The organism is Psychrobacter raelei (assembly GCF_022631235.3).
Classification (GTDB): Bacteria; Pseudomonadota; Gammaproteobacteria; order Pseudomonadales; family Moraxellaceae; genus Psychrobacter; species Psychrobacter raelei.
This window is the reverse complement of sequence record NZ_CP093310.2, coordinates 2,470,027-2,492,807: the sequence shown is the minus strand read 5'-3', so window position 1 is coordinate 2,492,807 and position 22,781 is coordinate 2,470,027. Positions and strand designations below refer to the sequence as shown.

The 22,781-nt window shown below is 42.6% G+C and carries 17 protein-coding genes, 1 tRNA gene and 4 pseudogenes; 10 read left to right on the top strand and 12 right to left on the bottom strand.

Annotated features, from left to right (window positions below; translation table 11 throughout):
- Positions 1-18 precede the first annotated feature (18 nt).
- A complete protein-coding gene (tnpC, locus tag MN210_RS10470; protein ID WP_338412179.1) occupies positions 19-1,773 on the top strand; it encodes an IS66 family transposase in 1,755 nt (584 codons plus the stop codon).
- A gap of 929 nt (positions 1,774-2,702) precedes the next feature.
- Here the strand turns inward: tnpC and MN210_RS10465 are convergent.
- On the bottom strand, positions 2,703-3,503 hold the full coding sequence (locus tag MN210_RS10465) for a COG4705 family protein (protein WP_110817374.1): 801 nt from the start codon (positions 3,501-3,503) through the stop codon (positions 2,703-2,705).
- 288 nt (positions 3,504-3,791) lie between these two features.
- Positions 3,792-4,928: pseudogene (locus MN210_RS10460) on the bottom strand (IS3 family transposase).
- Positions 4,929-5,414: 486 nt separating this feature from the next.
- On the opposite strand from MN210_RS10460, the gene MN210_RS10455 reads away from it, so the two are divergent.
- The 5 genes from MN210_RS10455 to MN210_RS10435 all read left to right on the top strand — a co-directional run bounded on the left by MN210_RS10455 (position 5,415) and on the right by MN210_RS10435 (position 8,366).
- A complete protein-coding gene (locus MN210_RS10455) occupies positions 5,415-6,197 on the top strand; it encodes a tetratricopeptide repeat protein (protein ID WP_241878506.1) in 783 nt (260 codons plus the stop codon).
- Positions 6,198-6,210: 13 nt separating this feature from the next.
- A complete protein-coding gene (locus MN210_RS10450; RefSeq protein WP_338412178.1) occupies positions 6,211-6,528 on the top strand; it encodes a YkgJ family cysteine cluster protein in 318 nt (105 codons plus the stop codon).
- A 20-nt stretch (positions 6,529-6,548) separates the two neighbouring features.
- On the top strand, positions 6,549-7,478 hold the full coding sequence (locus tag MN210_RS10445; RefSeq protein ID WP_338412177.1) for a hypothetical protein: 930 nt from the start codon (positions 6,549-6,551) through the stop codon (positions 7,476-7,478).
- A 16-nt stretch (positions 7,479-7,494) separates the two neighbouring features.
- The gene (locus tag MN210_RS10440; RefSeq protein WP_241878503.1) at positions 7,495-7,920 is read left to right on the top strand and encodes a hypothetical protein; all 426 of its coding nucleotides are present in this window, start codon (positions 7,495-7,497) and stop codon (positions 7,918-7,920) included.
- 314 nt (positions 7,921-8,234) lie between these two features.
- On the top strand, positions 8,235-8,366 hold the full coding sequence (locus MN210_RS10435) for a transposase (RefSeq protein WP_241878502.1): 132 nt from the start codon (positions 8,235-8,237) through the stop codon (positions 8,364-8,366).
- Here the strand turns inward: MN210_RS10435 and MN210_RS10430 are convergent.
- Positions 8,363-8,767 (bottom strand): annotated as a pseudogene (locus tag MN210_RS10430) (RidA family protein). The gene MN210_RS10435 and the pseudogene MN210_RS10430 sit on opposite strands and share 4 nt — an antisense overlap.
- A 302-nt stretch (positions 8,768-9,069) precedes the next feature.
- Here MN210_RS10430 and MN210_RS10425 point away from each other — a divergent pair.
- A pseudogene (locus tag MN210_RS10425) lies at positions 9,070-10,329 on the top strand (MgtC/SapB family protein).
- Between the two features lie 185 nt (positions 10,330-10,514).
- Here MN210_RS10425 and MN210_RS10420 read toward each other — a convergent pair.
- From MN210_RS10420 to MN210_RS10410, 3 genes and pseudogenes are all read right to left on the bottom strand, one after another.
- A pseudogene (locus tag MN210_RS10420) lies at positions 10,515-10,859 on the bottom strand (PaaI family thioesterase); the annotation flags it as partial.
- A gap of 233 nt (positions 10,860-11,092) precedes the next feature.
- A tRNA-Leu gene (locus MN210_RS10415) sits at positions 11,093-11,179 on the bottom strand.
- 120 nt (positions 11,180-11,299) lie between these two features.
- Positions 11,300-12,073, bottom strand: coding sequence for a ferredoxin--NADP reductase (locus MN210_RS10410; RefSeq protein WP_011961133.1), 774 nt, complete (start codon positions 12,071-12,073; stop codon positions 11,300-11,302).
- 483 nt (positions 12,074-12,556) lie between these two features.
- Here MN210_RS10410 and tsaA point away from each other — a divergent pair, with 483 nt between their 5' ends.
- From tsaA to MN210_RS10395, 3 genes are all read left to right on the top strand, one after another.
- Complete coding sequence (tsaA, locus tag MN210_RS10405) at positions 12,557-13,348, top strand: tRNA (N6-threonylcarbamoyladenosine(37)-N6)-methyltransferase TrmO (protein ID WP_241878501.1); 792 nt, start codon at positions 12,557-12,559, stop codon at positions 13,346-13,348.
- A gap of 152 nt (positions 13,349-13,500) precedes the next feature.
- On the top strand, positions 13,501-14,289 hold the full coding sequence (locus MN210_RS10400; RefSeq protein WP_338412176.1) for a TatD family hydrolase: 789 nt from the start codon (positions 13,501-13,503) through the stop codon (positions 14,287-14,289).
- Between the two features lie 122 nt (positions 14,290-14,411).
- On the top strand, positions 14,412-15,092 hold the full coding sequence (locus MN210_RS10395) for a TetR/AcrR family transcriptional regulator (protein ID WP_011961130.1): 681 nt from the start codon (positions 14,412-14,414) through the stop codon (positions 15,090-15,092).
- A 113-nt stretch (positions 15,093-15,205) separates the two neighbouring features.
- On the opposite strand, the gene MN210_RS10390 is transcribed toward MN210_RS10395, so the two are convergent.
- The 6 genes from MN210_RS10390 to MN210_RS10365 form a co-directional block, all read right to left on the bottom strand.
- A complete protein-coding gene (locus MN210_RS10390; protein WP_338412175.1) occupies positions 15,206-15,913 on the bottom strand; it encodes a TetR family transcriptional regulator in 708 nt (235 codons plus the stop codon).
- Positions 15,914-16,037: 124 nt separating this feature from the next.
- Positions 16,038-17,543 (bottom strand): deoxyguanosinetriphosphate triphosphohydrolase, encoded by a 1,506-nt coding sequence (locus tag MN210_RS10385; protein ID WP_338412174.1) that lies wholly within the window; start codon positions 17,541-17,543, stop codon positions 16,038-16,040.
- Positions 17,544-17,694: 151 nt separating this feature from the next.
- Positions 17,695-18,312, bottom strand: coding sequence for a hypothetical protein (locus MN210_RS10380; protein WP_241878498.1), 618 nt, complete (start codon positions 18,310-18,312; stop codon positions 17,695-17,697).
- A 237-nt stretch (positions 18,313-18,549) separates the two neighbouring features.
- Positions 18,550-19,641, bottom strand: a complete 1,092-nt coding sequence (gene ychF, locus MN210_RS10375) for a redox-regulated ATPase YchF (protein WP_011961126.1) — start codon at positions 19,639-19,641, stop codon at positions 18,550-18,552.
- A gap of 197 nt (positions 19,642-19,838) precedes the next feature.
- Positions 19,839-20,768, bottom strand: a complete 930-nt coding sequence (locus tag MN210_RS10370; RefSeq protein ID WP_338412173.1) for a phosphodiester glycosidase family protein — start codon at positions 20,766-20,768, stop codon at positions 19,839-19,841.
- A gap of 20 nt (positions 20,769-20,788) precedes the next feature.
- Entirely contained in the window at positions 20,789-22,534 is a 1,746-nt protein-coding gene (locus MN210_RS10365; protein WP_155587519.1) for an FMN-binding glutamate synthase family protein, read from the bottom strand.
- Positions 22,535-22,781 lie beyond the last annotated feature (247 nt).

Sequence of the window (22,781 nt, the reverse complement as noted above, 5' to 3'; positions counted from 1 at the left end):
CTCTGGCAACATATCGCCATGACTGTTGCCAACTTATCCGACTTATCAAAAGACCCCATTTACGCCGAGCTTTTGGTGAAAATCCACCTGCTTGAACAGCGTAATGAGCACCTGCAGCAACAAATTGATCAAACAAACACGAGTCACAATCAACTACAGCAGCTTTTTAACCAAGTGGTTAAGGAAAACCACAAGCTGTATGAAAAAGTGCTTGAACTCATCGAAAAGCAAAAGCAGCTTATTCACCGGCTCTATGGACAAAAAAGCGAAGGCATCACTGCCAGACAAACCCACTTAAATTATGAGGCGGCGCAAGAGGACTTAGCGCAGCTTGAACAAATCCGAGATGACTACCTTAGCGGCTTAAGCAAAGAGGAGCTTGCCAAGCTGCCTGCGATTGATCGTAGTCAGGCAGAAACCCTCATTGATGAGGCTGAGCTTAAAGCCGCCAAAGAGATCACAGATGAGCTGCCCTCAGCCACTGATCAGCCTAAAAAAATAAAGCGTGCCAAATACACAGTGATTCCTGACAACCTTGAGGTCAAAACCCTGGTTCATGAACCACTTACCACCGTCTGTGACTGCGGCTGTCAAATGAAGCGAATTGGGGAGGATAAACAAGACAAACTTGGCATTATCCCTAAGCAGTTTTATATTGAGCGTCACATCTACCCTAAATGGGTATGCCGTGAGTGTGACATCATTCATCAATCGGCTGCCCCCAAGCAGATTATTAACAAAAGCATCGCCACCCCAGAGCTGCTTGCACACATCCTTATTAGCAAATATGCAGACCATCAGCCTCTATATCGGCAGAATATTATCTATCAGCGAAGTGGGGTAAATATACCCGATGCTACTATGGCAGACTGGGTAGGACGCTGCGGCGTTGCCCTTGAGCCTTTAGTCAGTCGCTTGCATGAACTATTACTGTCTGAGCCTATCTTACATGCCGATGAAACCCCGGTATCTATCATGAAGAACCATGTAAAGGTAGGTGGTAAATCATTAAAAAAAGGCTATGTCTGGGCGTATCTTACGCCACAGCACAGCTCCTTAAAGGCGGTGGTCTATGACTTTGCCGAAAGTCGTCGTAATGAGCACCCTAAAGCCTTTTTAGATAAGTGGCACGGTAAGCTGGTTTGCGATGATTACAGCGGGTATAAGTTCTTATTTCATCAAGGTGTGACAGAAATCGGTTGTCTGGCCCATGCACGGCGTAAATTTCATGAACTGCATATCACTGGGCAAAGTATCGTGAGCATTGAGGCATTAACGTTATTTAGGCAGTTGTATGCTGTTGAACGTGAGATTGATGAGCGATTTGAAAAAAATACACCCCCAATACCAAGAGATCCCCAAATAGTTCGGCAAATCAGGCAAAAAAAAGCCAAACCGATTGCCGATAAGCTGCACCAATGGTTACAAGAAAAAAGGCAGTTAACCACTAAAAATGCCAGTATTAGTAAGGCGATGGATTATTGCCTGAAACGTTGGCAGGCGCTGACTCAGTATCTAGATGATGGCAGGCTGCCGATTGATAATAATTGGGCGGAGAATCAGATGCGTCCATGGGCACTTGGGCGTAAAAACTGGTTGTTTGCCGGTTCGCTGCGAAGCGGGCAGCGGGCTGCGAATATTATGTCCATCATTCAGTCAGCTCGCTTAAATGGCTTGGATGTGTCTGCTTATTTGACAGACGTGCTAAGACGCCTGCCTACTCAAGAGGATCTGGATGAGTTGTTGCCTCATCGCTGGGTGCCACCGCAATAGGGGGTTGGTCGGATGCTTACAAAATAATTTTGCCCACCCTTTAAGCTGGGATATAAAACGGGCCATTAAATATACATCCTAGTGTACATCAATGCCTAAAAATCATCACCCCCAGAAGCTGGCGTACTCAAACACGTCAAATATGCTTTAATCAATTAGCTGCTGTTTATTAAGTCATAACCACTAGAGCCCATTTGAGTGGTGATCTGCAAGAGGTAATATATCCGTATTGGCTAGACTAGAGGTAGCCGATGTATAAAACGACAAAGGGCAGCCAGTTGTCCATTTTAGATTTTGGCTTGATAAGCCTGTAGAAGACACGCTTTATGATTATCTAATTTAGGAGTAGGTGCTATTGAGTATGTAATCAATCTGCTTTCTAGTGCTAACACTCCGCCCATAAGCGCAGTGAAGTTCAGCTAGTGATTGGAGTGTAGTTTCTGCTAAATGAAGCTGCTCAATTTTATCTGTCATTATTACCTGCTTTTATTAAATCAACTATTAAAAGATAGCTATATAGTATAAAGGATCGAAAGGATGATAGTTTGTAATGCTCTATTATCGAATATGGAGCCAAAAGGGGTAGGTCGTATATTATAGATTACCTAAGACCGGATATGAAGGTAATAGCGATTTAGTATGGCTAAACCTAACAAGCCCCTATCAAAGGGGCTTATTTTAGTTAAGCCATAATCTGTCATTCAAACCCCAATATTAAGCACATCACCTAAGCAAAATGCTAAATATAAAAAGGGTGCTAACGTACTATGATATATAGCGTTAGCACCCCTTTTTACTACTGCCAATATTTAATTATTATCGATATTTATTCATCAGACTAATAATCGTAATCCCTCGTTAATAAGGCTATTAGCATCTAACAAATTATCATTTGAACCCTAAGATAAATCTTACTAGATGCATTATCATCAATGTGCTTTGGCACTAGCCCTTTGCTTGAACACTAATAGACAGACAATTATGAATATCAATAGCGCAGCTGATGCACCAAAACGGCTTAGTGCAAGACCACCATGATCAATAGGCTTATCTAAAAAGTCGCCTAACACCGCTCCTAATGGACGAGTTAGTACGAAAGCACTCCAAAATAATAACGTTTTAGATATCTTAGTATAAAAATGAGCTAGAGCAATGAGTGCTAACAAAGACCCAAAGATAATCGCGCTGGTGGTGTAGCCCATACCTTTGCTATCGGCTACCCAGTCACCAAGGGCGGTGCCGAGTGTTTGCGAGAACATAATAGTCGTCCAGTAAAACACCTCAGCTTTAGGTTTGCTGATACTATCGACGGCGATACTACCCATCGTTTTTTGCCAAGTGATCAAACACAAGCCGAGTAAGGCTATTAGTAACACTGAGCCGCCAGCGTAGCCAATCCCTAACGATCTGGTCACATAGTCTGCTATTGTTGTTCCTAAAGTGGTGGTTGCGATAATCGTCGCCCAATACAACCATTTGTTGAACGAGTTGGCTTTTATCTGGGTAGCGACTGCTATTGCAAAAATTATAGCGAAAATACCAGTACTGACAATGTACCCTAGATTTAATGACATTGATAAAGCGTCACCTGCAGTCTCGCCCAATGTCGTTGCTGCAATCTTTATTATCCAAAACAGTAAAGTAACTTCTGGTACTTTTGACAAAGCGTTCTTTATCGGATCGTGATCTGAAGCGGTAATTGGGCTTGAAGACTTTAAAGGTGTGTTCATGGGTGGATTCGCTCTGTTAATAATCAAATTTAATATCATATTGTAGACATTAATAGGTTATCGATAGAGGTGTTAAGAAAGCGTCAAGATTACCTGCCTTTATCAAAAGCTTTTATTAACTTAGAAAACTAAGGTAATACAGAGTCCTTTATTATTGCTTTGACTTGAAAGGCTAGCGGTAGAGTCATTCATTAATACATCGATACCTGCCTGCTCACAGATTGATTTGACGATAGAGAGTCCTAAGTGTAACTATCCCATTCTTAACACAACATCATCGTAGAATAATTAAGCCACCTGCCTGTACTCGGCAGGTGTCATATCATTGAGTGAATCATGGGGTCTTTCAGTGTTATAAACCTTGATCCAGTCCTCAGTCAGCTTATTAACCTCGTTTAAATTATTAAAAAGATAACAGTCTAAAACCTCATTGCGGTAACTGCGATTAAACCGTTCAATATAAGCATTCTGATAAGGACAGCCAGGCTCGATATAGTCAATATAAATACCATGAGCTGATGCCCAGTCAGTAAATATGTTGGATGTAAACTCACTGCCGTTATCCACACGAATTTGCTTAGGATAGCCATGCCACTCGGCTAGCTGGTCAAGGTAGCGAATTACTCGGAGTGAGGGAATGCTGGTACCAATATCAATGCCTAATACTTCACGGTTGTAATCATCAATCACATTAAAGGTTCGAAAGCGAATATTGTTGTGCAGCTTATCGCTCATAAAGTCCATAGACCAAGTATGCCCCAATGCGTTTGGCACACTTAGCGGCTGGGGATTACGTGTTGGTAGCCGTCTTTTAGACTTACGGCGTAGGTTTAAGTTTAACGCGGTATAAACACGGTGTACTCGCTTGTGATTCCATGGGTAGCCAAGCTTGCGTATACGTTTAAAACACTTTGGGAAACCCCAACGATTGTGCCTATCTGTTAGCTCATTTAAGACATCAATAATCTCACTATCATCAGATAGCTTAGGCTTATAGTAGTAAGCGGTTCGACTCATTCAGACCACCTGACAGCTCAATGCAATACTAATACCATACTGCGCCTGTAACTCTTGCGCCCAGACTTTGCGCTCAAGGGCAGGCGCTATAGCTTTTTTATGATTTCTTCCTGCATTTGCGTTTTGAGGCTTAAATCAGCATACATCTGTTTTAGCCTACGGTTTTCTTCTTCAAGCTCTTTTAGTCGCTTAACATCAGAGGCTTCCATGCCTCCATACTTGGATCTAACTTCGCTGTCGCTCCGTCTTGCGTCACTAAAACAGTCTCCCAGACTGTTTCTTGACGTTCCTCATTATAAAAGTCGAGCTAGCAATCCCGTATTTACGACACAGATCTTTAGCAGGTATTCCAGCTTCTGCTTCTTTTAATATCGATACGATTTGGGTCTCAGTCATTCGTTTGCTCATATTAAAACTCCTTATGGGTATTTTATAAGAAATTCTACGTTTGAGCTGTGTTATTTTAGGGGATAGTTACAGAACCGACATGTTTTTAAAGGCGACAGCATTTAAGTGTGACTGATTTGGATTTTATGTTCTTTTTGTCAGAGCAGAGCTTTCTAATTTTGTATTGGATTGCAAGGTAAGGTCGTCATTATTCGTTTTGACATAAAAGGTTTGGATTAAGTTTGAAGCGGCTTGTAATCTAATTGCTATGTTAGCGTCTTTAGTGATTGCGGGTGAGCGTTTTATTAATTCTTTTGTTTCAATTTTTATGGTTGGGGTGATATAGTTGATAGCCTATACAGTATATACGTTAAGCACTTAGTCTTGTGGCAAGTATTTACGGGAAATGCTGTCCTTTTATTTACTCTGTTTATCTTCTTTAGTATTAAATAATAAGCTTCGTGTCAGTGGGTCTCTTATATTATTTCAATGGATTGGAGTTATGCCATGTACTATATCCCGCCTTATAAAAACTATCTTCAAGCTCAAACACTCATTGGTGTTGATTATGTAAATGGTAATGGGGTTCAGCAGAACTACAACGAAGCACTTAATTGGTTCAAAAAAGCAGCGAGTGAAATGTATGCTCCTGCTCAAAATCAGATTGGATTACTGTATAAAAATGGCCATGGGGTCTATGAGGATTTATCACAAGCTTTTGAATGGTTCCAACTAGCAGCGGATCAAGGCTATGATGAAGCACAAATTAATCTAGCGCTTATGTATAAAGAAGGCTTGGGCACTGAAAAGGATGAGGCCCAAGCAATACAGTGGCTTGAGCAAGCGGCAAGTCAAGGTAATGATATCGCCAAATACAATCTTGAATTAATCCATAAGCAAATGATGACAGCGGTAAAAGAGGAAGATAGCGAGCAAGATAGCGAAGATGCTTATGTGTTTACAGGGGTCTTAGATAATATTGATGAACGCATTAAAGAAATTGAAGAAAAGATTGCTCTGCTGTTAGAAGATGAAGACTTACATAATGAAGAACAAGCATTGTTAGATTTGATATATAAGACAGAGAGTACGCTTGAGCAAATAGAGAATTATGATTTAGAAGAAGGTGACGAGCAAGAAGTGATACGCTTGAGCGAAGAATTAGAACAAGGCATTATGGAAATATATGAGCGCCTCATGAATATGAACGAAAAAGGCGTAACGTTAGAAAAAGAAGAACATATAGACGAGCTAATACAGCGCTTAATGGAGAGATTAGAAGCGCTATAAATTAGGAGTAGCCGTGACAGAGTCATCAACTGGTTTAGATATTAAGCATAAAAAGCGTGCTTTCCCTTGCAATCAATGCGGATGGTGTTGTCAAAACCTACAAAATCATACGCTATATAAAAGTTTAGATGATGGCAACGGTGTTTGTATTTATTTTGATACAACCAATAATAGCTGTATGGTTTATCACAATAGACCTTTAATATGTAATATTCAGGCAATGTATGAGGCTGTATTTTCTAGTATGGACTATGATGATTATATAGACCTTAATATTCAAACCTGTCAGTCGGTTCAAATAGCAAATAAATTACCTATGATACAAATTTAAATCGTATAAAGGAGATGATTATGCCCATTCCATTTGTATTAGGAGGACTTGCTCTTGCAGCTGCAGGCGTTGGAGTGGCTTCTGGTGCCAAAGGAGTATCAGATATATCAGATGCTAAAAGTATTATTGAATGGTCAAAAACACAGTTTGAATTGCAAAAAAATTTGTTAGAGATCGCAGGTATAGATGCTAATTATGAGCTGCAAAATTTGGGTGAGCTTAAAGTCGAAATATTTAGTACTCAAATTAAACATATCATCGAAGTATTGAGAAAGCTTAAAGATGCTGGATCTACTATTGAGAATTTTAATCAAGCCCTAACTCATGATGACTATGTACAGATGAAACAAGGCGTGGCTACAGCAGTTAAAATTGAAAATGGTCTAGCAACGGGTGTCACGGCGGGTGTGCTTACTGGAATGGGAGCTTACGGAACTGTAGGCATATTAGGTACAGCCTCTACAGGGACTGCCATTTCAACTCTTGCAGGTGCTGCTTCAACGAATGCAACACTGGCATGGCTTGGTGGCGGCTCATTGGCCTCAGGTGGTCTTGGTATGGCAGGGGGCACGATGGTTCTAGGCGGTATAGTAGCTGGCCCTGCATTGGCTATTACAGGACTTCATTTAGCGAGTAAAGGTGAAGAAGCGCTTACAGAAGCTCGAGAATATGAGGCAAAAAATGCAGTAGCTATCGCTGAAATGAAAACTACAGAGGTAGCAATGAAAGCGATAACCATCAATGCCCTTGAGGTTCAAAAAGTATTACTTGAGACAGTAAAACGATTTGAAAAGGTGAAAGTAAACGATGCGTCTGACCCTGAAGCTTTCAAAACTATGCTCGCTGTAGGTAAGTCGCTTAAGAATATTCTTGATCAACCTATTCTTAATAGTGACGGCAAGGCTGTAAGCAATATTCGCCATAAATGCGAAGGTTATCTACAAATCTGATAAAGGAATCTGATTTATGAAAGACATTATTACAGGGACTGCGAAAAAATCTGTTATTACCAAGGCTTCTAGTGATCCTCTATCTAAGGCATATCAGGGCTTTGAGATGCTAGTTAAGTCTTATACTGACTATAAAACTATCTGTCAAACTGAAGGAACTAAGCGTGCAGCGATTTCTGCTTGGAAAGAGGCGCAAATAACAAAGTCAAACAACCAGCGAGAATTTTTGCAATCCTATTTAAAGGAGCGTTTTTCTGAACGGAGGCATGTGATTGATGAGATGTTCAAAAAACTGGATCAAGGCATTGAGTCTAATAATCCTGAGTTAATATCTATGGCCATGAATGCTATTGAAAATACAGTGAAGTCATCACCACTTCAGGAAGCCGCTCAGGTACTTTTGGCTATAAATGATTCTAGTGTTGAGCGAATAGAGTTCTAAAATAAAAAACTTACTGCGCCAAAGACAAAAAAGCCCCTAAAACAATTTAGGGGCTTAATTATATATGTTACTGGGGATCGGACTTGGGCAGTAAAATCAAGTATTTGATTATATTGTCTTTTATTTACTTAAAAATTATTGGTGTACATGTCAATGTACATGATATTCAAGGTTTGAAAACAGTCTCAATATAAATCCTTCCCATTTTTACCTACGCAGTTTCTCTCATCAGCTGTATTAATCAGAACTGAGTTGTGCTGAAAAACCTGTAGACAAAAAATTGGTAAACCAAAAAAGACAAATAGGGGTTTATCATGACTAAGAAAGTTGAAAGATACAGTGAAGAACTTAAAGCAGAAGTGGTTAAAGAAATAAAGAATAATGATAGGGATATCAGTACCACAGCAAGCCAGTTAGGACTACCAATGCAGGCGCTAGCTAATTAACTGATATCACTGGGCAGGCGTGCAATGACCTTTATTTCAAAATCAAATCCGGCAAGCCACGTCACACCAACCGCAGTCCAAGCTGGATAGGGCGGCTCCTTAAAAATAGTGTTCTTTACCTTCATCATTACATCAAGTTGATTTTCAGGGTCAGTATGGAAGGTTGTAACATCGATGATGATGTCCTCGAACGTACAGCCTGCCGCCTCTAGTGTGTTACCTAGATTTTCAAATGCGAGTTCTACTTATTTCTCATAGCCTATTTCTGGACTAACGTTCTGAAGACTTCCTACTTGGCCTGAAACGAATAGTAAATCTTTTGATTGAATGGCTGCAGAGTAACCATGCTTCTCATAAAGAGCATGTCTACCAGCTGGGATAATTGCTTTTATTTGAGTCATAAAGTGCTCCAACATGTTTGGATTAATTAAGGATTGAAGATAAAGAGTACTTCTAACTCTACTCGCTAGCATACAATAAACACTACTTATGCTAACTTAACACATAAGAGGTGTATGTGAAGTAGTATAACTGGCGTATTTATTTTTTAGAGTGTACTTAGCAACGTAGCAGGTGTCTAAAAAGCGGGCAATGCCCATTCGAAACTAGACGGCAGTTCTTAATCGCTTTATGATTAGATTTGGTGAACGTGTTAGCAAACCTCTAATCTAAATCGCAGTTGCACAGAATTCGGGATGGGCTCATGAATTTCATAATAGACAGTACATTTACGATTGAACCTGTCCAAAACTTAATTACTGCATCTACCGCAGCACTAGGTTGTGGACTACTCATTGGTCTAGAAAGAGAGCGTAACAAACAACGTCAAAATCAACACAGCTTTGCCGGCATTAGATCTTTTGCAATTTGCTGTCTATTAGGGGTGATTTGTTTCTCTTTCGGTCCTTTTATGGGACTCATAGGGGCATTGATAATAGGGGGTATAAGTATCATCTCTATCCCTAAACAAATTGAAGATCTAGGGGTAACCACTGAACTTGCTTTTATACTCACCTATTTTATAGGCGGACTATGTTTATGGCATATTCCTTATGCAGCTGCACTTACAGTAGTCCTTACCTTCCTTCTAGTGACAAAGGATTCAATGCATGGAGTAGCGGTTAAATGGCTTACTGAACGTGAATTCAAAGATGGTATCTTTTTACTTGCTTTACTTTTAATTGCACTTCCTTTAACCCCTAATAGGGATCTTTGAGGTTCAGTACTCAATCCTTATGTTATTTTAAAATTATTGATATTGATTTTAGCCATTCAAGCACTAGCACATATGGCAAAGAGGCTTTTACCGTCACGCCATGCTAAATTTTTATCTGCTTTGGCATCAGGATTTATATCCAGTACAGCCACGATTGCAAGCCTTGGAGTAGAAGTTCGTCAGGGTCGTGCAGCTGCAAAAGAAAATGCTGGAGCTGCGCTTATATCCTGTGTCGCAACATTGGTACAACTTCTTATTATTGTTGCAGGTGTCAGTGTCAGTTGGCTTAAAGTTTTATTATTTTCCTCTATTATTGCCATGCTAGTTTTAATTATTCCTGGCATATGGTTGATCAGAAAAACCCAATCCGAAGAGGAAGTTAAGCTAACTGATACCCCCATGTTTAGTTTAAAGGAGGCAGGTATCATTGCAGTGACACTTACTATTATTCAAGTGCTTGTTTATGGTTTAGGTTTATGGCTGGGTGACGCTGGTCTTATTGCAGGAACCGTAGTCAGTTCTATGTTTGAAGTGCATGCAGCAATGGCTGCCGTAGTAATGCAAGGGAGCCCAACTAACCTTATTTTATTGCTCGCCTTATTATTAGGTTTAGCGACACATGCAATTTCTAAATCAATTAACGCGGCAATTACGGGTGGTTTTCAATACGCACTTGCTTTTGTTCCAATCCAAATTGTTCACATGACTGTTTTAATTGTCTTAATATATACCATGATGAATAATTAAAAAATCTTTCTTAATTATTGGTGTAATAGACATTTTTCATGCTAATACTAATAGAGAATCTAAGGAATATGTACCTTTAGGTCAGAGCGTTTCTAACGTTTTTGCTTGTAGAGCATGACGACCCTATATTGAAATAAAAGGACCGTCCTAGATAACCTAAACTACCGCCTTAATTTGATGTATTTTTACAGACCTTCAGGCTTGTTCTTGATTGGCGGCACTGAGTAAGTTCCCACAACATGGGCAACTAATTCTTCAGATCCATCTGAGTATAAAGAAACCTCACCTACGATTAGAGTTCTTCCCACTTTTAGCAGTTTACACTCAGCAATAATGCGTGATTTTGCAGTGGGCTTACGTAAAAAGTTGATAGTTAAACTTGTGGTGACTGCTAACGGTACTATGCCAATTCTACCTAATATGGCCACATAAAGCGCCACATCTGCAATTCCCATCATTACCGGTCCTGATACCGTACCGCCAGGCCTCAACTCATCTATACCAATGTCATGAGTTAGAATCGAGCCACTGGGTTATCTCTATTTTATCTTAACTTTGCAGCTTAACACGATCAGAAATTGCAGAGCTGTTTACGTTGCTTTCAAAACCTAGCTGCTCATACCTTTAAAATTACTAACGAAAGCTGATATTTTCTAAAAAAGGCTTTGTTTTTTGGTTAAGTACTGCGGATAAAGAGGTTGAAATATGGACATACAAGACAGGCAATAAAAAACCCTCACAGACTCTGCGAGGGTTTCGTATATGGTACCGGTGGTCGGACTCGAACCGACACGCTTTTAAAGGCAACGGATTTTGAATCCGTCGTGTCTACCAATTCCACCACACCGGCATGTAGGGTTAGCTTGATCTTATTGAATTCAATAAGTGGGTAGATAAGCTAGGATGCGTATTATAGCAACTTCTGAAATAGGGTCAAGAAGTTTTAATGCTATTTTTACGCCAAGGGCTATTAACCTACGAAAGCACGTTCAACCACATAATCAGCAGGCACGCCCATACGTGGAGAAACCGTTAAGCCTGCAGCATCCAAAATCTCAGAAATATCAGCGTTAAAAGGCATACTACCACAGATCATAACGCGGTCATCTTCTTTATTGATAGGTGGTAAACCGATGTCTTCATACAACTTGCCTGAGCGCATCAAATCAGTGATACGGCCGGTATTGCGGAAGTCCTCACGAGTAACCGTCGGATAGTAGATAAACTTTTCACGATACCATTCACCAAATAACTCATCATTAGGTAAGGTCTCTTCGAACATTTCGCGATAAGCTAAGTCTTCAACTTTACGCACGCCATGGCAAAGAATAATTTTATCAAACTTCTCATAGACCTCAGGGTCACGAGACAAAGATAAGAAGGGTGCAAGACCGGTACCGGTAGAGAGCATATACAGATTTTTGCCGGGCAATAAATCGTCGACTACCAACGTGCCGGTAGGTTTTTTACTGATAATAAGCTCATCGCCCACTTTAATATGCTGTAAGCGCGAAGTTAATGGGCCGTCTTGTACCTTAATTGAAAAGAACTCCAAATGCTCTTCGTAATTTGGGCTGGCGATAGAATAAGCGCGCATCAGCGGCTTACCATCTACCATGATACCAATCATAGCAAATTCACCGTTACGAAAGCGTAAGCCGGCATCACGAGTGGTTTTGATAGTAAATAATGAGTCATTCCAGTGGTGTACGTAAGTCACTGTTTCGGTATGAAATTTTGACATAAAGGCCTCAATAAATAATGATGGCGAGAAGAGTTTAAAAGTGAGCTCTAATAGATAAGGTTTAACAACTGGTCATAATAATTTATGACGCCTCAGAGCCATGTGGCCGCTGAGATAAATAGATGCCTGATGACAGTTCGCCAACAGCGGTTCACATCGCGGCGAGTTCAGGCATAATTTTTAAGCTGCACATCATAACAAATTATTGCTTATCATAACGGCAATAAGTGTAAAAATGCATTAAAGCATCATAATAAAATGGAATAACGGATGTTAAAAAAATTATAAGCCAGTATTTTTGGTCAATGAGTTAAGGATATTCTGCCTTGCGAGGGTATGCCTCAACGATTACTGTGCGGTTTGATGTCCGTTCAGATTCAAATAATGTATTAAAATAGAGTCAAGGCGAGGCGTTAGCGTGATTAAGCCTAACATGAGTCAGCGATTAGCCATCGAAATCAACCACAAGGTGTTAAAGACAGTATGTCACAAGATGATTTTCACCCAGATACGCAGCAGATAACCTTGCCGATTATCGGCTATCACCGCTCTGCGTTGTCTCAGAAGTTTGGTATTCCCCGCCAGCCCAATCTTGTGGCGTTGCCCAGTGTCATTGAGATGGTGACGCCGTATGATATGCCTGAGGCCTTTCTTGGCATTGAAGACTTTAGTCATCTGTGGATCAGCTGGCATACCCACCACAATCATTTAAATAGCCCTCAAGACAACGCTGAGTCAGGCCATAGGTTTAAACCCAAAGTTCGTCCGCCAAGATTGGGCGGCAATACTAAGCTTGGGGTGTTTGCCACACGCAGCACGTACCGCCCGTCGCAATTGGGGTTATCGGTAGTAAAGTTGGTGAAGGTTGAGGTAGTGTCAGGGGCAGTGCGGCTGCATATAACGGGCGCTGATATGGTCGACGGCACACCAATTATCGATATTAAGCCCTATATTGCTTATAGTGACGCGCTGACAGATGCGGTCAGTGGGTTTGCGCCTGATAAACCCAAGCTAAAACCTGTCGTTTTAAGCCCTCAGGCTGAGTCACAGCTTGACGACTTATGTCAGCAAGCAGGTAGTGGGATTGACTCAGAAGACAAACTGATTATTACCGGTTTAATTGCCCAAGACCCTCGTCCAGCTTATCGTCAACAAGATACAAAGCGCATTTATTTTATGCGCTATAAGCACTATGACATTGGTTTTCAAATGCAGTCATCGACACACAACTGCTCTGACTCAACGCTGTGTATTGTGTCTATCACGCCAGCTTAAGTATCACACCGTAGTTAAAACCAACTTCAGGATGAATGAGGTTAAATTTAAACATTAGTTACTGAGGCTGCCTTGAATTTGACCTGTTAATAACGATAATAGACACTATTGGCTGCTAGAAGCCATCCCATTTTACTAAAAAAAGAGTGTATATGTTTACCGATAGTCACTGTCATTTAAACCGTTTGGATTTGACACCGCACGATGGCAAATTAGAGGGTGTTATTACGGCCATGAAGCAGGCCAATGTGAGCCGAGCTATGGCCATCATGTGCGATTTTGCAGAATATGATGAGATTTATGACATTATTACCCAGTTCGGCGATGAGCAGCTTAATCTGGGCATGAGTGTGGGCATCCATCCTTGTGAGGACTTGGAGGTGCTACAGGCTGCTACCGTTGAGCGTTTGGTTCAGATGGCAGCACCTGATCATGTGTGGGCCATCGGCGAGACGGGTCTGGATTATTACTGGAGTGATGAGAATAAAAAAGAGCAGCAAGCAAGCCTTGCGCGTCACATTGCGGCCAGTCAGCAGTTAAAAAAACCGCTTGTGGTACATACTCGTGAAGCTAAGCATGACACCTTAGATATCTTAAAAGCAGAAAAAGCTGAGCATGGTATTATCCACTGCTTTACAGAGGACTGGGAGACTGCAAAAAAAGCCTTAGACTTGGGTTTTTATATCTCATTTTCAGGAATCTTGAGCTTTAAAAATGCGCAAAGCTTGCGTGATGCGGCGTTAAAAGTGCCAAAAGATCGACTGCTTATTGAGACTGACAGCCCTTATTTGGCGCCAGTGCCAAAGCGTGGTAAGTCTAATGAGCCGGCTTATGTGCCTTATGTCGCAACTTGTTTGGGTGATTTGTTTGGGATAAGTGCAGAAGAGGTTGGCGCATTAACCACAAAAAATTTCGAGGATTTACTGGCACAATGCTCATAAAATGGGTATCCTATGAGCTTATGACCACTCAGTCATAATCATCTTGTGTTTTGGCCTATGTGATTACAGGCCGGTTCGAGTAGATATTATTCATCAAAGTTTATACAAGGTTAGGAGTTTGCATGAGTAGGCAGCAGCAATTCAAGAACCGTGAAGAGAAGATCTTGGCTACCGCTGAGCAGCTCTTACTTGAAGCAGGAAGTGGTGACATTACTTTAGACAGTCTGGCCGATCAGCTAGATTTAGCAAAGGGTACGCTGTATAAGCATTTTTCTAGTAAAGATGAGCTGTATCTGCGCATAATTATTCGTTATGAAGAGCAGTTGTTTGACATTAACAAGATTGACGACAGTGCCTCAGCGGGTGTGTCACGTATGATTTTGCAGCAGCTTATGAATCCGCAAAAAGCCCTGCTTTTTAATCAGATAGAAGAGCGTCTGGCCGCCTCTGCACAAGGCCTAAACCGTATGTTTGGTGAGTTGTATGAGATTAGACGGGCGCGTATGAAACGCCTTATTGATATTAGCAGTCAATATCTACAAACCCAAAACAGTGGTCTAAGTACCCGCGATTACTTATCGACCATTTGGGCGATAGGGCAAGGCGGGGCAAGCTTGCTTAATTCAAGCTTTTATCAACGTTATTTAGGCCGTCGTGATACGCTTCGAGTGGCATTAATACAGCAAATGCTGGATTTACCCAAACAGTATCCAAGCTTGGATGAAGAGGACGATGACATGGTCGATCTGGTCAATCAGATTGATTCAGAAAGTGAAGCTCATATGCAGTCGCAGGCCTCTTAGTGTTATAAAGTATGCGGTAAAAAAGCCCTTTAACGATTAAAGGGCTTTTTCTTGCAGGGTAGATGATCGCAGATGTCCTAACCTATCAGATATTATCGCTTACCGATTAGGCACTAATCATTAGGCAACAAGGTGGCCTCATTAGAGCGCCAATTCTCTGCACCATAGAACAGCATTTGTGCTTGGCGTGTGCATTGTCTAAGCATCAAATCTTTTTTAGCACTGACGCCTATTAAGTCGCTTTCTTCATCGTGTGCTTGTGAATAGGTCAGATCCAGCCAATCAATAATCCACGTCAAAAATAAATTGAGCCCAGCCTCAGCCAACAAGCGTCTGTCTTCGGAGTTGATATGACTAAACGCCGGCTGTATGCCTAAATCTTCGCCCATAATTTTAGCAAATAGCTTAATTTGGGCAGCAATGGCGTTGCGCACTGACTCTGAGCCACCAAAGCGCTCACTGACTAAAAACTGCCAATAGCGAGGGTGCTCATCAATCGAGGCAAAAAATAGTTGAATGCTATGGGCAATTTGACGATCAAAGCTGCGCGTGCGCCCCATTTGCAAACCATTACGTAAGGTAGATAAGGCTTCACCAAGCTCTTCTTCTACTAAGCTTCTGCCCAAATTTTCCATATCATCAAAATGACGATAAAAGGCAGTAGGCACAACCCCCACCTCACGAGTCACTTGGCGCAAACTAATGGAGGCAAAGGATTGACCCATCATACACAAATCAAGCACCGCGTTAAAAAATGCTTGTCGGGTCTGCATCTTTTTTTGTTCGCGGGTATTTAAATTAAGGGTGTTAGGGGTGGTCATGATAAAACACTCTCGTGGCTAATAAACAAAAGGTTAGGCGAGGCAAGCTGCCTCTAGTTGAACGAATAGGTACGCCTTAAAGCCAACAACAAAATCATGCAAGCGGGCAGGTTGTGTGCTTAGACTACCATACCTTATCACCAATACCATTTAAATCTTGCGCCAAACGGTAGGCTTCATGGTCATTCATTCCGGTAATAAAGTCTAAAATGTTTAATGAATTATCATATACATTTTCACTAAGCTGTCGATTTAGGGTATGTAAATGTTGGTTGAGTAGATGTAATAAATGCTTTTGCTCAAAGTGTGGTGGCTGCTGGGTTAGGGGCAGTAATGCCAATGGCATAAAGGCATCCAGTAGGGTTTGTAGGCAGCGATTGGCCATAAGCTCCATCCGAATCTTGCTGGGATGGGCGAATATTTGGGTAGAGGCCAATGCTTTGGCCTGAGCAATGCCTTCACTGACACTGGGCTCACAGTGATCAAATAAACTGCCGCGCATATCGCCGGCCAACATGGCATCGGCATGGGTAACAAAGGCTTGGGTGACCTTATCTACTAAGCGCATCATGGCCCGGCCCCGCAAGGCTGCCAGTTTTTGGCCTACAGGCGCATTGTTTAGTACTTCAGGCGGTGCCCCACGTGACCCAATCAAACCCAGCATCAGCGGCTCAACTTGCTGATAATCCACCATATTAAGATGAATGCCATCTTCTAAATCAATCAGCGCATAGCAGATATCATCAGCAGCTTCTAGCAAGTAGGCTAGGGGATGGCGGGCGTAGCCATCGTGTTCTTGTGAATAGGGCAGCCTAAGTTGTCCGGCCAACTTATCGAGTAAAGGGGCTTCACTATTAAAGCAGCCATATTTTTTGATATTTAGGGCACTGATAAAAGGGGCCGGTGGCGTAAAAGGCTCTGCACTTTGAGCAGATAAAGCAGCGCTCTGGTTATGTTGTAGCTGATTGCTGTGTTTGGCCAGCCACGGGTATTTCATAAAGGCGCCTAAGGTCGCGCAAGTCAAGCGCATGCCACCACGATCAGGGTGATGCTCATTACAAGTTAGGAGCCTAAAACCTTGAGCATTGCCTTCATAGCCTTGCAAATCTAAGCGCTCAGCCGGTGTTAAATGACTTAAGAATTGTTGCTGACTGGGCTGATTAAACCAGTCACGGATGGCATACTCGCCGGCATGGCCGAAGGGTGGATTGCCGATATCATGCGCTAAGCAGGCTGCCTGTACAATTACCCCAACATCAGCGACGCTAACCCCACGCGGCAAGCCTTCAGGTAGCTTGTCTTGCAGCTTTTCGGCAGCCATCATGCCTAAGGAGCGGCCGATACTCGACACCTCAAGTGAATGGGTAAGCCGAGTATGAATGCCCATCTGATTGGTCAGTGGGTGTACTTGAGTCTTTTGGTTGAGTTGCCGAAATGAGTGCGAAAAGATTAAGCGGTCATAGTCTTTATGAAACGGCGTGCGTGATTTTTCTTGGGAGGGGCGTTTTTGAATACTGCCCAAGCGGCGGTCGGTAAATAGGTACGACCAGCGCTTATTGGCAGAGACTCGCTCAGGCTTCGGGGTATCTACTAAGTGAGGGTGGGCAGTAAAATCAACAGGCTGGGTCATAAGTCACCAAATCAACAAAAAAAACAGTGTTAATTAGCATACCAGAAAAACCCATGCCCCGTCTTATGTGCTATTTTTTATCACCGGGCACTAAAACCACCCACCGCTCATTTTATAGCTCGCTTATCTGTGATTGTTTATCAGAGAGCGGCTACATTTGGCCGGTTTGCTGACAGTTGTATAGTTTATTTTGCTGTTCAAGATGAGCTTGGTCGTTAATTGATTTGGCTTTAGCAAGTGCGGTAGGCACTGAAAATAAGCTCGCCTGCTTATCTTGTACTTGCCACACTAAGCCGTGGCTGTCATCTAGACCAAGGCTGCTGATATAAGTCTGTGCGGGCAGGTTGCTGTCTTCAACTAAGTCATACTCTAGGCCATCTAGCAGTAGGTGGGCGGTCTTTGGCTCATCATCGTTATGATAGTAGACGCTAATGTCGCCTTCAGGCTGACACTTAAAGGTGATACGTGGCTGGTCGGCATGGTCGTGATGATGAGCGGCTGCCTCATGGTCATGCTCATCGTGTTCGTCATGAGCCTGTTCGTCATGTTCGTCATGGCCATGCTCTGCGTGATCAGTCTGATGATCGTCATGTTCAGAATGTTCATGCTGCTCTTGGGTATCGGTGTTGGGGGCATTCGAGGGCTCATTAGGCTGGCAAGCCGTCAAGCCTAGACAGGCGCTAAGTAGTAATAAACCGCTCAAACGACCACCTGTCATTTGAGTAGCAGAGGCTAAAGTCAATCGATGGTAAAAAGACAAAGGTGACATAAAAAATCCTATAAAATAGCAAACGCAAGTTAGCGATAACAGGCTGGGTTAGATCCAGCCGAAAATACAGCCACAATAGTATGTTATATTATAACAATAATATTGTAAAATAAAGCCGACCGTTGAGTTATTTACAAGGTCGGCTTTTTTTAGGTCTCAGCATTAGGGCAAAATAAAGAGTCTTTTACCCTAAGTAACGTGAGCTGCTATTTACTTTTTATCAGCGTAAAGCTAAAGCTACACATTAAATCTAAAGTGCATCACATCGCCATCTTGGACGATATAGGTCTTGCCCTCTAAGCGAGACTTACCGGCAGCAGCTGCGCCTTTTTCGCCGCCATGCTCAATGAAGTCTTCATAAGCAATCACTTCGGCACGAATGAAGCCGCGCTCAAAGTCAGTGTGGATAACCCCAGCCGCTTCAGGTGCCGTGGCGCCCACTTTCACAGTCCAAGCACGTACTTCTTTAACACCAGCGGTGAAGTAGGTTTGCATATCGAGCAGTTTGTAGCCCAAGCGAATGACTTGGTCAAGACCTGCCTCTTCCATGCCCATGCCCTCTAAGAAGTCGGCTTTATCTGCCTCATCTAATTGAGAGATTTCTGCTTCAATTTGGTTGCATAAAGGCAATACGATTGCCTCTTCTTTGGCCGCATAGTCACGAACAGCGTCAAGATAAGGATTGTTCTCAAATCCATCTTCACTGACGTTGGCAATATACATGGTGGGCTTTAAAGTAATTAGGCCATAGCTTTTAATCAGCTTTTTCTCATCTTGATCTAAGTTGGCACCGCGCGCAGCTTTGCCTTCGGCCAATAAAGGTTCGATTTTTTTGAACACATCAAGGGTGGCTTGAGCATCTTTGTCATTGCCCTTAGCCTTTTTAGTCAAGTTCACAATAGCACGCTCAACGGCTTCTAAGTCAGCCAAAGCCAGCTCAGTATTGATGGTTTCGATATCATCAATAGGGCTGACACGGCCATCTACGTGGATGACGTTGTCATCATCGAAGCAGCGTACCACGTGAGCGATCGCATCGGTCTCACGGATATTGGCTAAGAACTGGTTACCCATCCCTTCACCTTGTGATGCGCCAGCTACCAGACCAGCAATATCCACAAATTCCATAGTGGTCGGCAATACACGCTCAGGCTTTACAATTTCGGCCAGTTTGTTTAGACGTGGATCAGGTACAGGTACGATACCGACGTTAGGATCTTTGGTACAAAATGGAAAGTTTTCTGCGGCAATACCCGCTTTGGTTAACGCATTAAATAAAGTTGATTTTCCAACGTTTGGTAAGCCCACGATGCCACAATTAAAGCCCATGATTTGTCTCTCTTAATTTGATGTGATTTAAGGTAATAAAATAAAGTGGAAGATCGCTCATCAATAACAATCAATAAAAACGACCCTTGGATATGAGGTTAAGTACGACTATTAAATAGAGGGTAAAATTTAGCGCACATTGTAGCAAAAATCCATGAAGAAAGGGTGGGCTATTGCGCTTAGTTGGCCCGTGAGGGTTACTGATCATGTTGTGAGTCAGGATGGGTCTCAATAAGTCCCACCATGACCCCCATGTTTTTTTCTTCTTGAGCAGCAACATCCGGCGCGTACAAAGCGGAAGCCACCCCACCATCTAAAAACAGAGCATTATCGCAGTGCAGATCCTCTTTAAAAAAACGGGCAAACTGATAAAAGTTGACCGGCTCACGACTGGTCACAAAATGGATTTGACTGCCGTCACAGACCCCCACACCATTACGGATTTTTTTGGAGGTGCTATCATTATTAAACTTGGGATGGATATGACCATCAATCACCAGCATAGGGCCAGATTGGGTAGCATACCAAGGTTTGGCTTCGCCACTTTTTAGCATCGCATCAAGCTGTGTGCTTTCTGTGATATGCACGTGATTGGCCTTATCCCACCACAATACGCCATTGGGTAATAAATGAAAATTACCACCTCCTTGCTTTAAATTGAGCGATAATATCTGTCGGCCTTGGATGACCGTATAGCCAATAGGAGCAAAGTTGCCATCATACATACCTGCATTGGCAGCAAACTTCAGCTCGCTGTCTTTGGGCAAATCTTTAATCAGGGTATCAAACTTATAAAGCGGCTCATGAGATTTATCTTGATCGACAATGGCGGCTTGTGGCTGATTTTCACCCGCTTGCCACTGGCCAGATTTCCAAAATAAGCGCAGCGATAAAGGCGCTTGTGCTTGCGATAGCTGGCTTTGTGAAATACTGCATAAAGCATGATTAAAAGGCTGTGAGCTTGAGTGACAAAACTGCTCGTCAGAGTCAGCGGCGCCCTTGACGCTTTGAATGAAATCATCAAGCTCTTCGTGTTTGCAGCCGGTTAAGGCCAATAATGTCCCTAACACCAGGCTCATCACCAAGGAAGGTTTACGCAAGTTGAGTGTGAGCTGGGTTAGGGTCATAAAGGGGCCTTTAAACAAGATTACATATCGGTTGGGAATACTAAGTGCTCAGTGTCCACCGCCGCATTTTTATGGGTGTGACGTGAGTCTTCATTATAAGCAATATAGGCTTCGTTATCGGCTTTGAAGCTATCGGGATCTGCCATTACCCACATCTGATTATAAATCTCTGAACGGGCATTCATGGTCAATAATGCCCCTTCATCTATAAAGTAAAAGCATCTAGACAATAGCTTGATGGAGCCATCATCCATACGACGTGCCACATGATAAGGGTGTAAGTCGTAAGGATGCGATAGACCCACAGCGCCGACGAAGTTGGCCAGTGATTTTAGCGTGTTTTTATGGAAGCTTGCCACACGTTCAGACTTGCTGGGCACGTCCAGTGCTTTTTCGCGATACGGATCTTGGGTTGCCACACCGGTCGGACAGGTGTTGGTATGACAAGAGCGAGATTGGATACAGCCGACTGCGAACATAAAGCCGCGCGCCGAGTTACACCAGTCTGCCCCCAGTGCCAACATTTTGGCAATATCAAAGGCTGAGACAATCTTACCACTGACACCGATTTTTATTTTATCACGAATACCTGCGCCCACTAGGGTGTTGTGTACAAATAAAAAGCCGTCAATTAATGGCATACCCACACTGTCCATAAACTCTACAGGAGCAGCGCCCGTACCACCTTCTGCGCCATCTACCACGATAAAGTCAGGATAGTTGTCCTCTTCAATCATGGCCTTGACTATTGCCATAAACTGCCAAGGCTGACCAATACATAGCTTAAAGCCCACAGGCTTACCACCAGATAACTCACGCAGCTGCTGTAAAAAATGAACCAGCTCGCGCGGAGTACTAAAGGCTGAGTGGGTAGAGGGCGATACACAGTCTTCTCCCATTGGGATACGGCGAGTTTGGGCAATCTCTTCTGTAATCTTTTCGGCCGGTAAGACACCGCCTTTGCCTGGTTTGGCGCCTTGAGATAATTTAACCTCAATCATTTTTACCTGATCTTCTTTGGCATGCATCTCAAACAGCTCTGGATTAAAGTTACCGTGATCATCACGGCAGCCAAAGTAGCCCGTGCCCAGCTCCCAAATTAGATCGCCACCAAACTTGCGGTGATAAGGACTGATGGCGCCCTCTCCGGTATCATGAGCGAAGCCGCCCATTTTAGCGCCTTGGTTCAATGCCATAATCGCATTGCCTGATAGACTACCAAAGCTCATCGCTGAGATGTTAAATACCGACATAGAATAAGGCTGTTTACAGTGCTCATTCCCCACGATAATGCGAAAATCCTCTACATCTAGAGGGTGGCTGGTTTGAGATTGTAAAAACCACTCTTTGCCTTGAGTATATAAGTCATCTAGCGTACCAAATGCATTTGTATCACTGACATTCTTAGCACGCTGATAGACCAAGGCGCGCTGCTGGCGTGAAAAAGGCACTTCCTCTTTGTCATTTTCAATAAAGTACTGGCGAATCTCAGGGCGATAGCTTTCCAAAAAGTAGCGGATATGACCGGCAATAGGGTAGTTGTATAGCACGGCATGTTTGGATTGTAATAAGTCATAGATACCGACCATGACCAGCACACCAGCCAAAAGGGCCAACCACCAAATCGACAATAACACGGCAATAACAGTAATTAATGAGACACCTATTAATAGGCCATATCTTTTTAGTACGCCCACTTGGTATTGGCGCTCATTACGTTCAATGCTTTGTGCTTTAGTACGTGGGGCAGTTTGAGATTGTGGCATGAAATATCCTTTGTCACTTTTATTGATATGTTAGTTTAAGGGGTTAGTATTTAAGGGGTTAGTATTTAAGCGGTTAGTATTTAAGCGTTAGTATTTAAGCGTTAGTATCAAGGTTTGTAATACGTTTTTTAATCGTTAGGTTTGCATATGAGCTTTTAGTACTGACTTGTTCATTATGAATACCGGCCTTTCACCTTTATTTATTGCGCCAAAAATCATATAAATAGTCCTCCCTGCCAAGAACCAA

Coding starts and splice junctions, on each gene's coding strand:
- tnpC (WP_338412179.1), top strand. CDS start 19: ATGACTGTTGCCAACTTATCCGACTTATCAAAAGACCCCATTTACGCC.
- MN210_RS10465 (WP_110817374.1), bottom strand. CDS start 3,503: ATGAACACACCTTTAAAGTCTTCAAGCCCAATTACCGCTTCAGATCAC.
- MN210_RS10455 (WP_241878506.1), top strand. CDS start 5,415: ATGTACTATATCCCGCCTTATAAAAACTATCTTCAAGCTCAAACACTC.
- MN210_RS10445 (WP_338412177.1), top strand. CDS start 6,549: ATGCCCATTCCATTTGTATTAGGAGGACTTGCTCTTGCAGCTGCAGGC.
- MN210_RS10440 (WP_241878503.1), top strand. CDS start 7,495: ATGAAAGACATTATTACAGGGACTGCGAAAAAATCTGTTATTACCAAG.
- MN210_RS10435 (WP_241878502.1), top strand. CDS start 8,235: ATGACTAAGAAAGTTGAAAGATACAGTGAAGAACTTAAAGCAGAAGTG.
- MN210_RS10410 (WP_011961133.1), bottom strand. CDS start 12,073: ATGTCAAAATTTCATACCGAAACAGTGACTTACGTACACCACTGGAAT.
- tsaA (WP_241878501.1), top strand. CDS start 12,557: ATGTCACAAGATGATTTTCACCCAGATACGCAGCAGATAACCTTGCCG.
- MN210_RS10400 (WP_338412176.1), top strand. CDS start 13,501: ATGTTTACCGATAGTCACTGTCATTTAAACCGTTTGGATTTGACACCG.
- MN210_RS10395 (WP_011961130.1), top strand. CDS start 14,412: ATGAGTAGGCAGCAGCAATTCAAGAACCGTGAAGAGAAGATCTTGGCT.
- MN210_RS10390 (WP_338412175.1), bottom strand. CDS start 15,913: ATGACCACCCCTAACACCCTTAATTTAAATACCCGCGAACAAAAAAAG.
- MN210_RS10385 (WP_338412174.1), bottom strand. CDS start 17,543: ATGACCCAGCCTGTTGATTTTACTGCCCACCCTCACTTAGTAGATACC.
- MN210_RS10380 (WP_241878498.1), bottom strand. CDS start 18,312: ATGTCACCTTTGTCTTTTTACCATCGATTGACTTTAGCCTCTGCTACT.
- ychF (WP_011961126.1), bottom strand. CDS start 19,641: ATGGGCTTTAATTGTGGCATCGTGGGCTTACCAAACGTTGGAAAATCA.
- MN210_RS10370 (WP_338412173.1), bottom strand. CDS start 20,768: ATGACCCTAACCCAGCTCACACTCAACTTGCGTAAACCTTCCTTGGTG.
- MN210_RS10365 (WP_155587519.1), bottom strand. CDS start 22,534: ATGCCACAATCTCAAACTGCCCCACGTACTAAAGCACAAAGCATTGAA.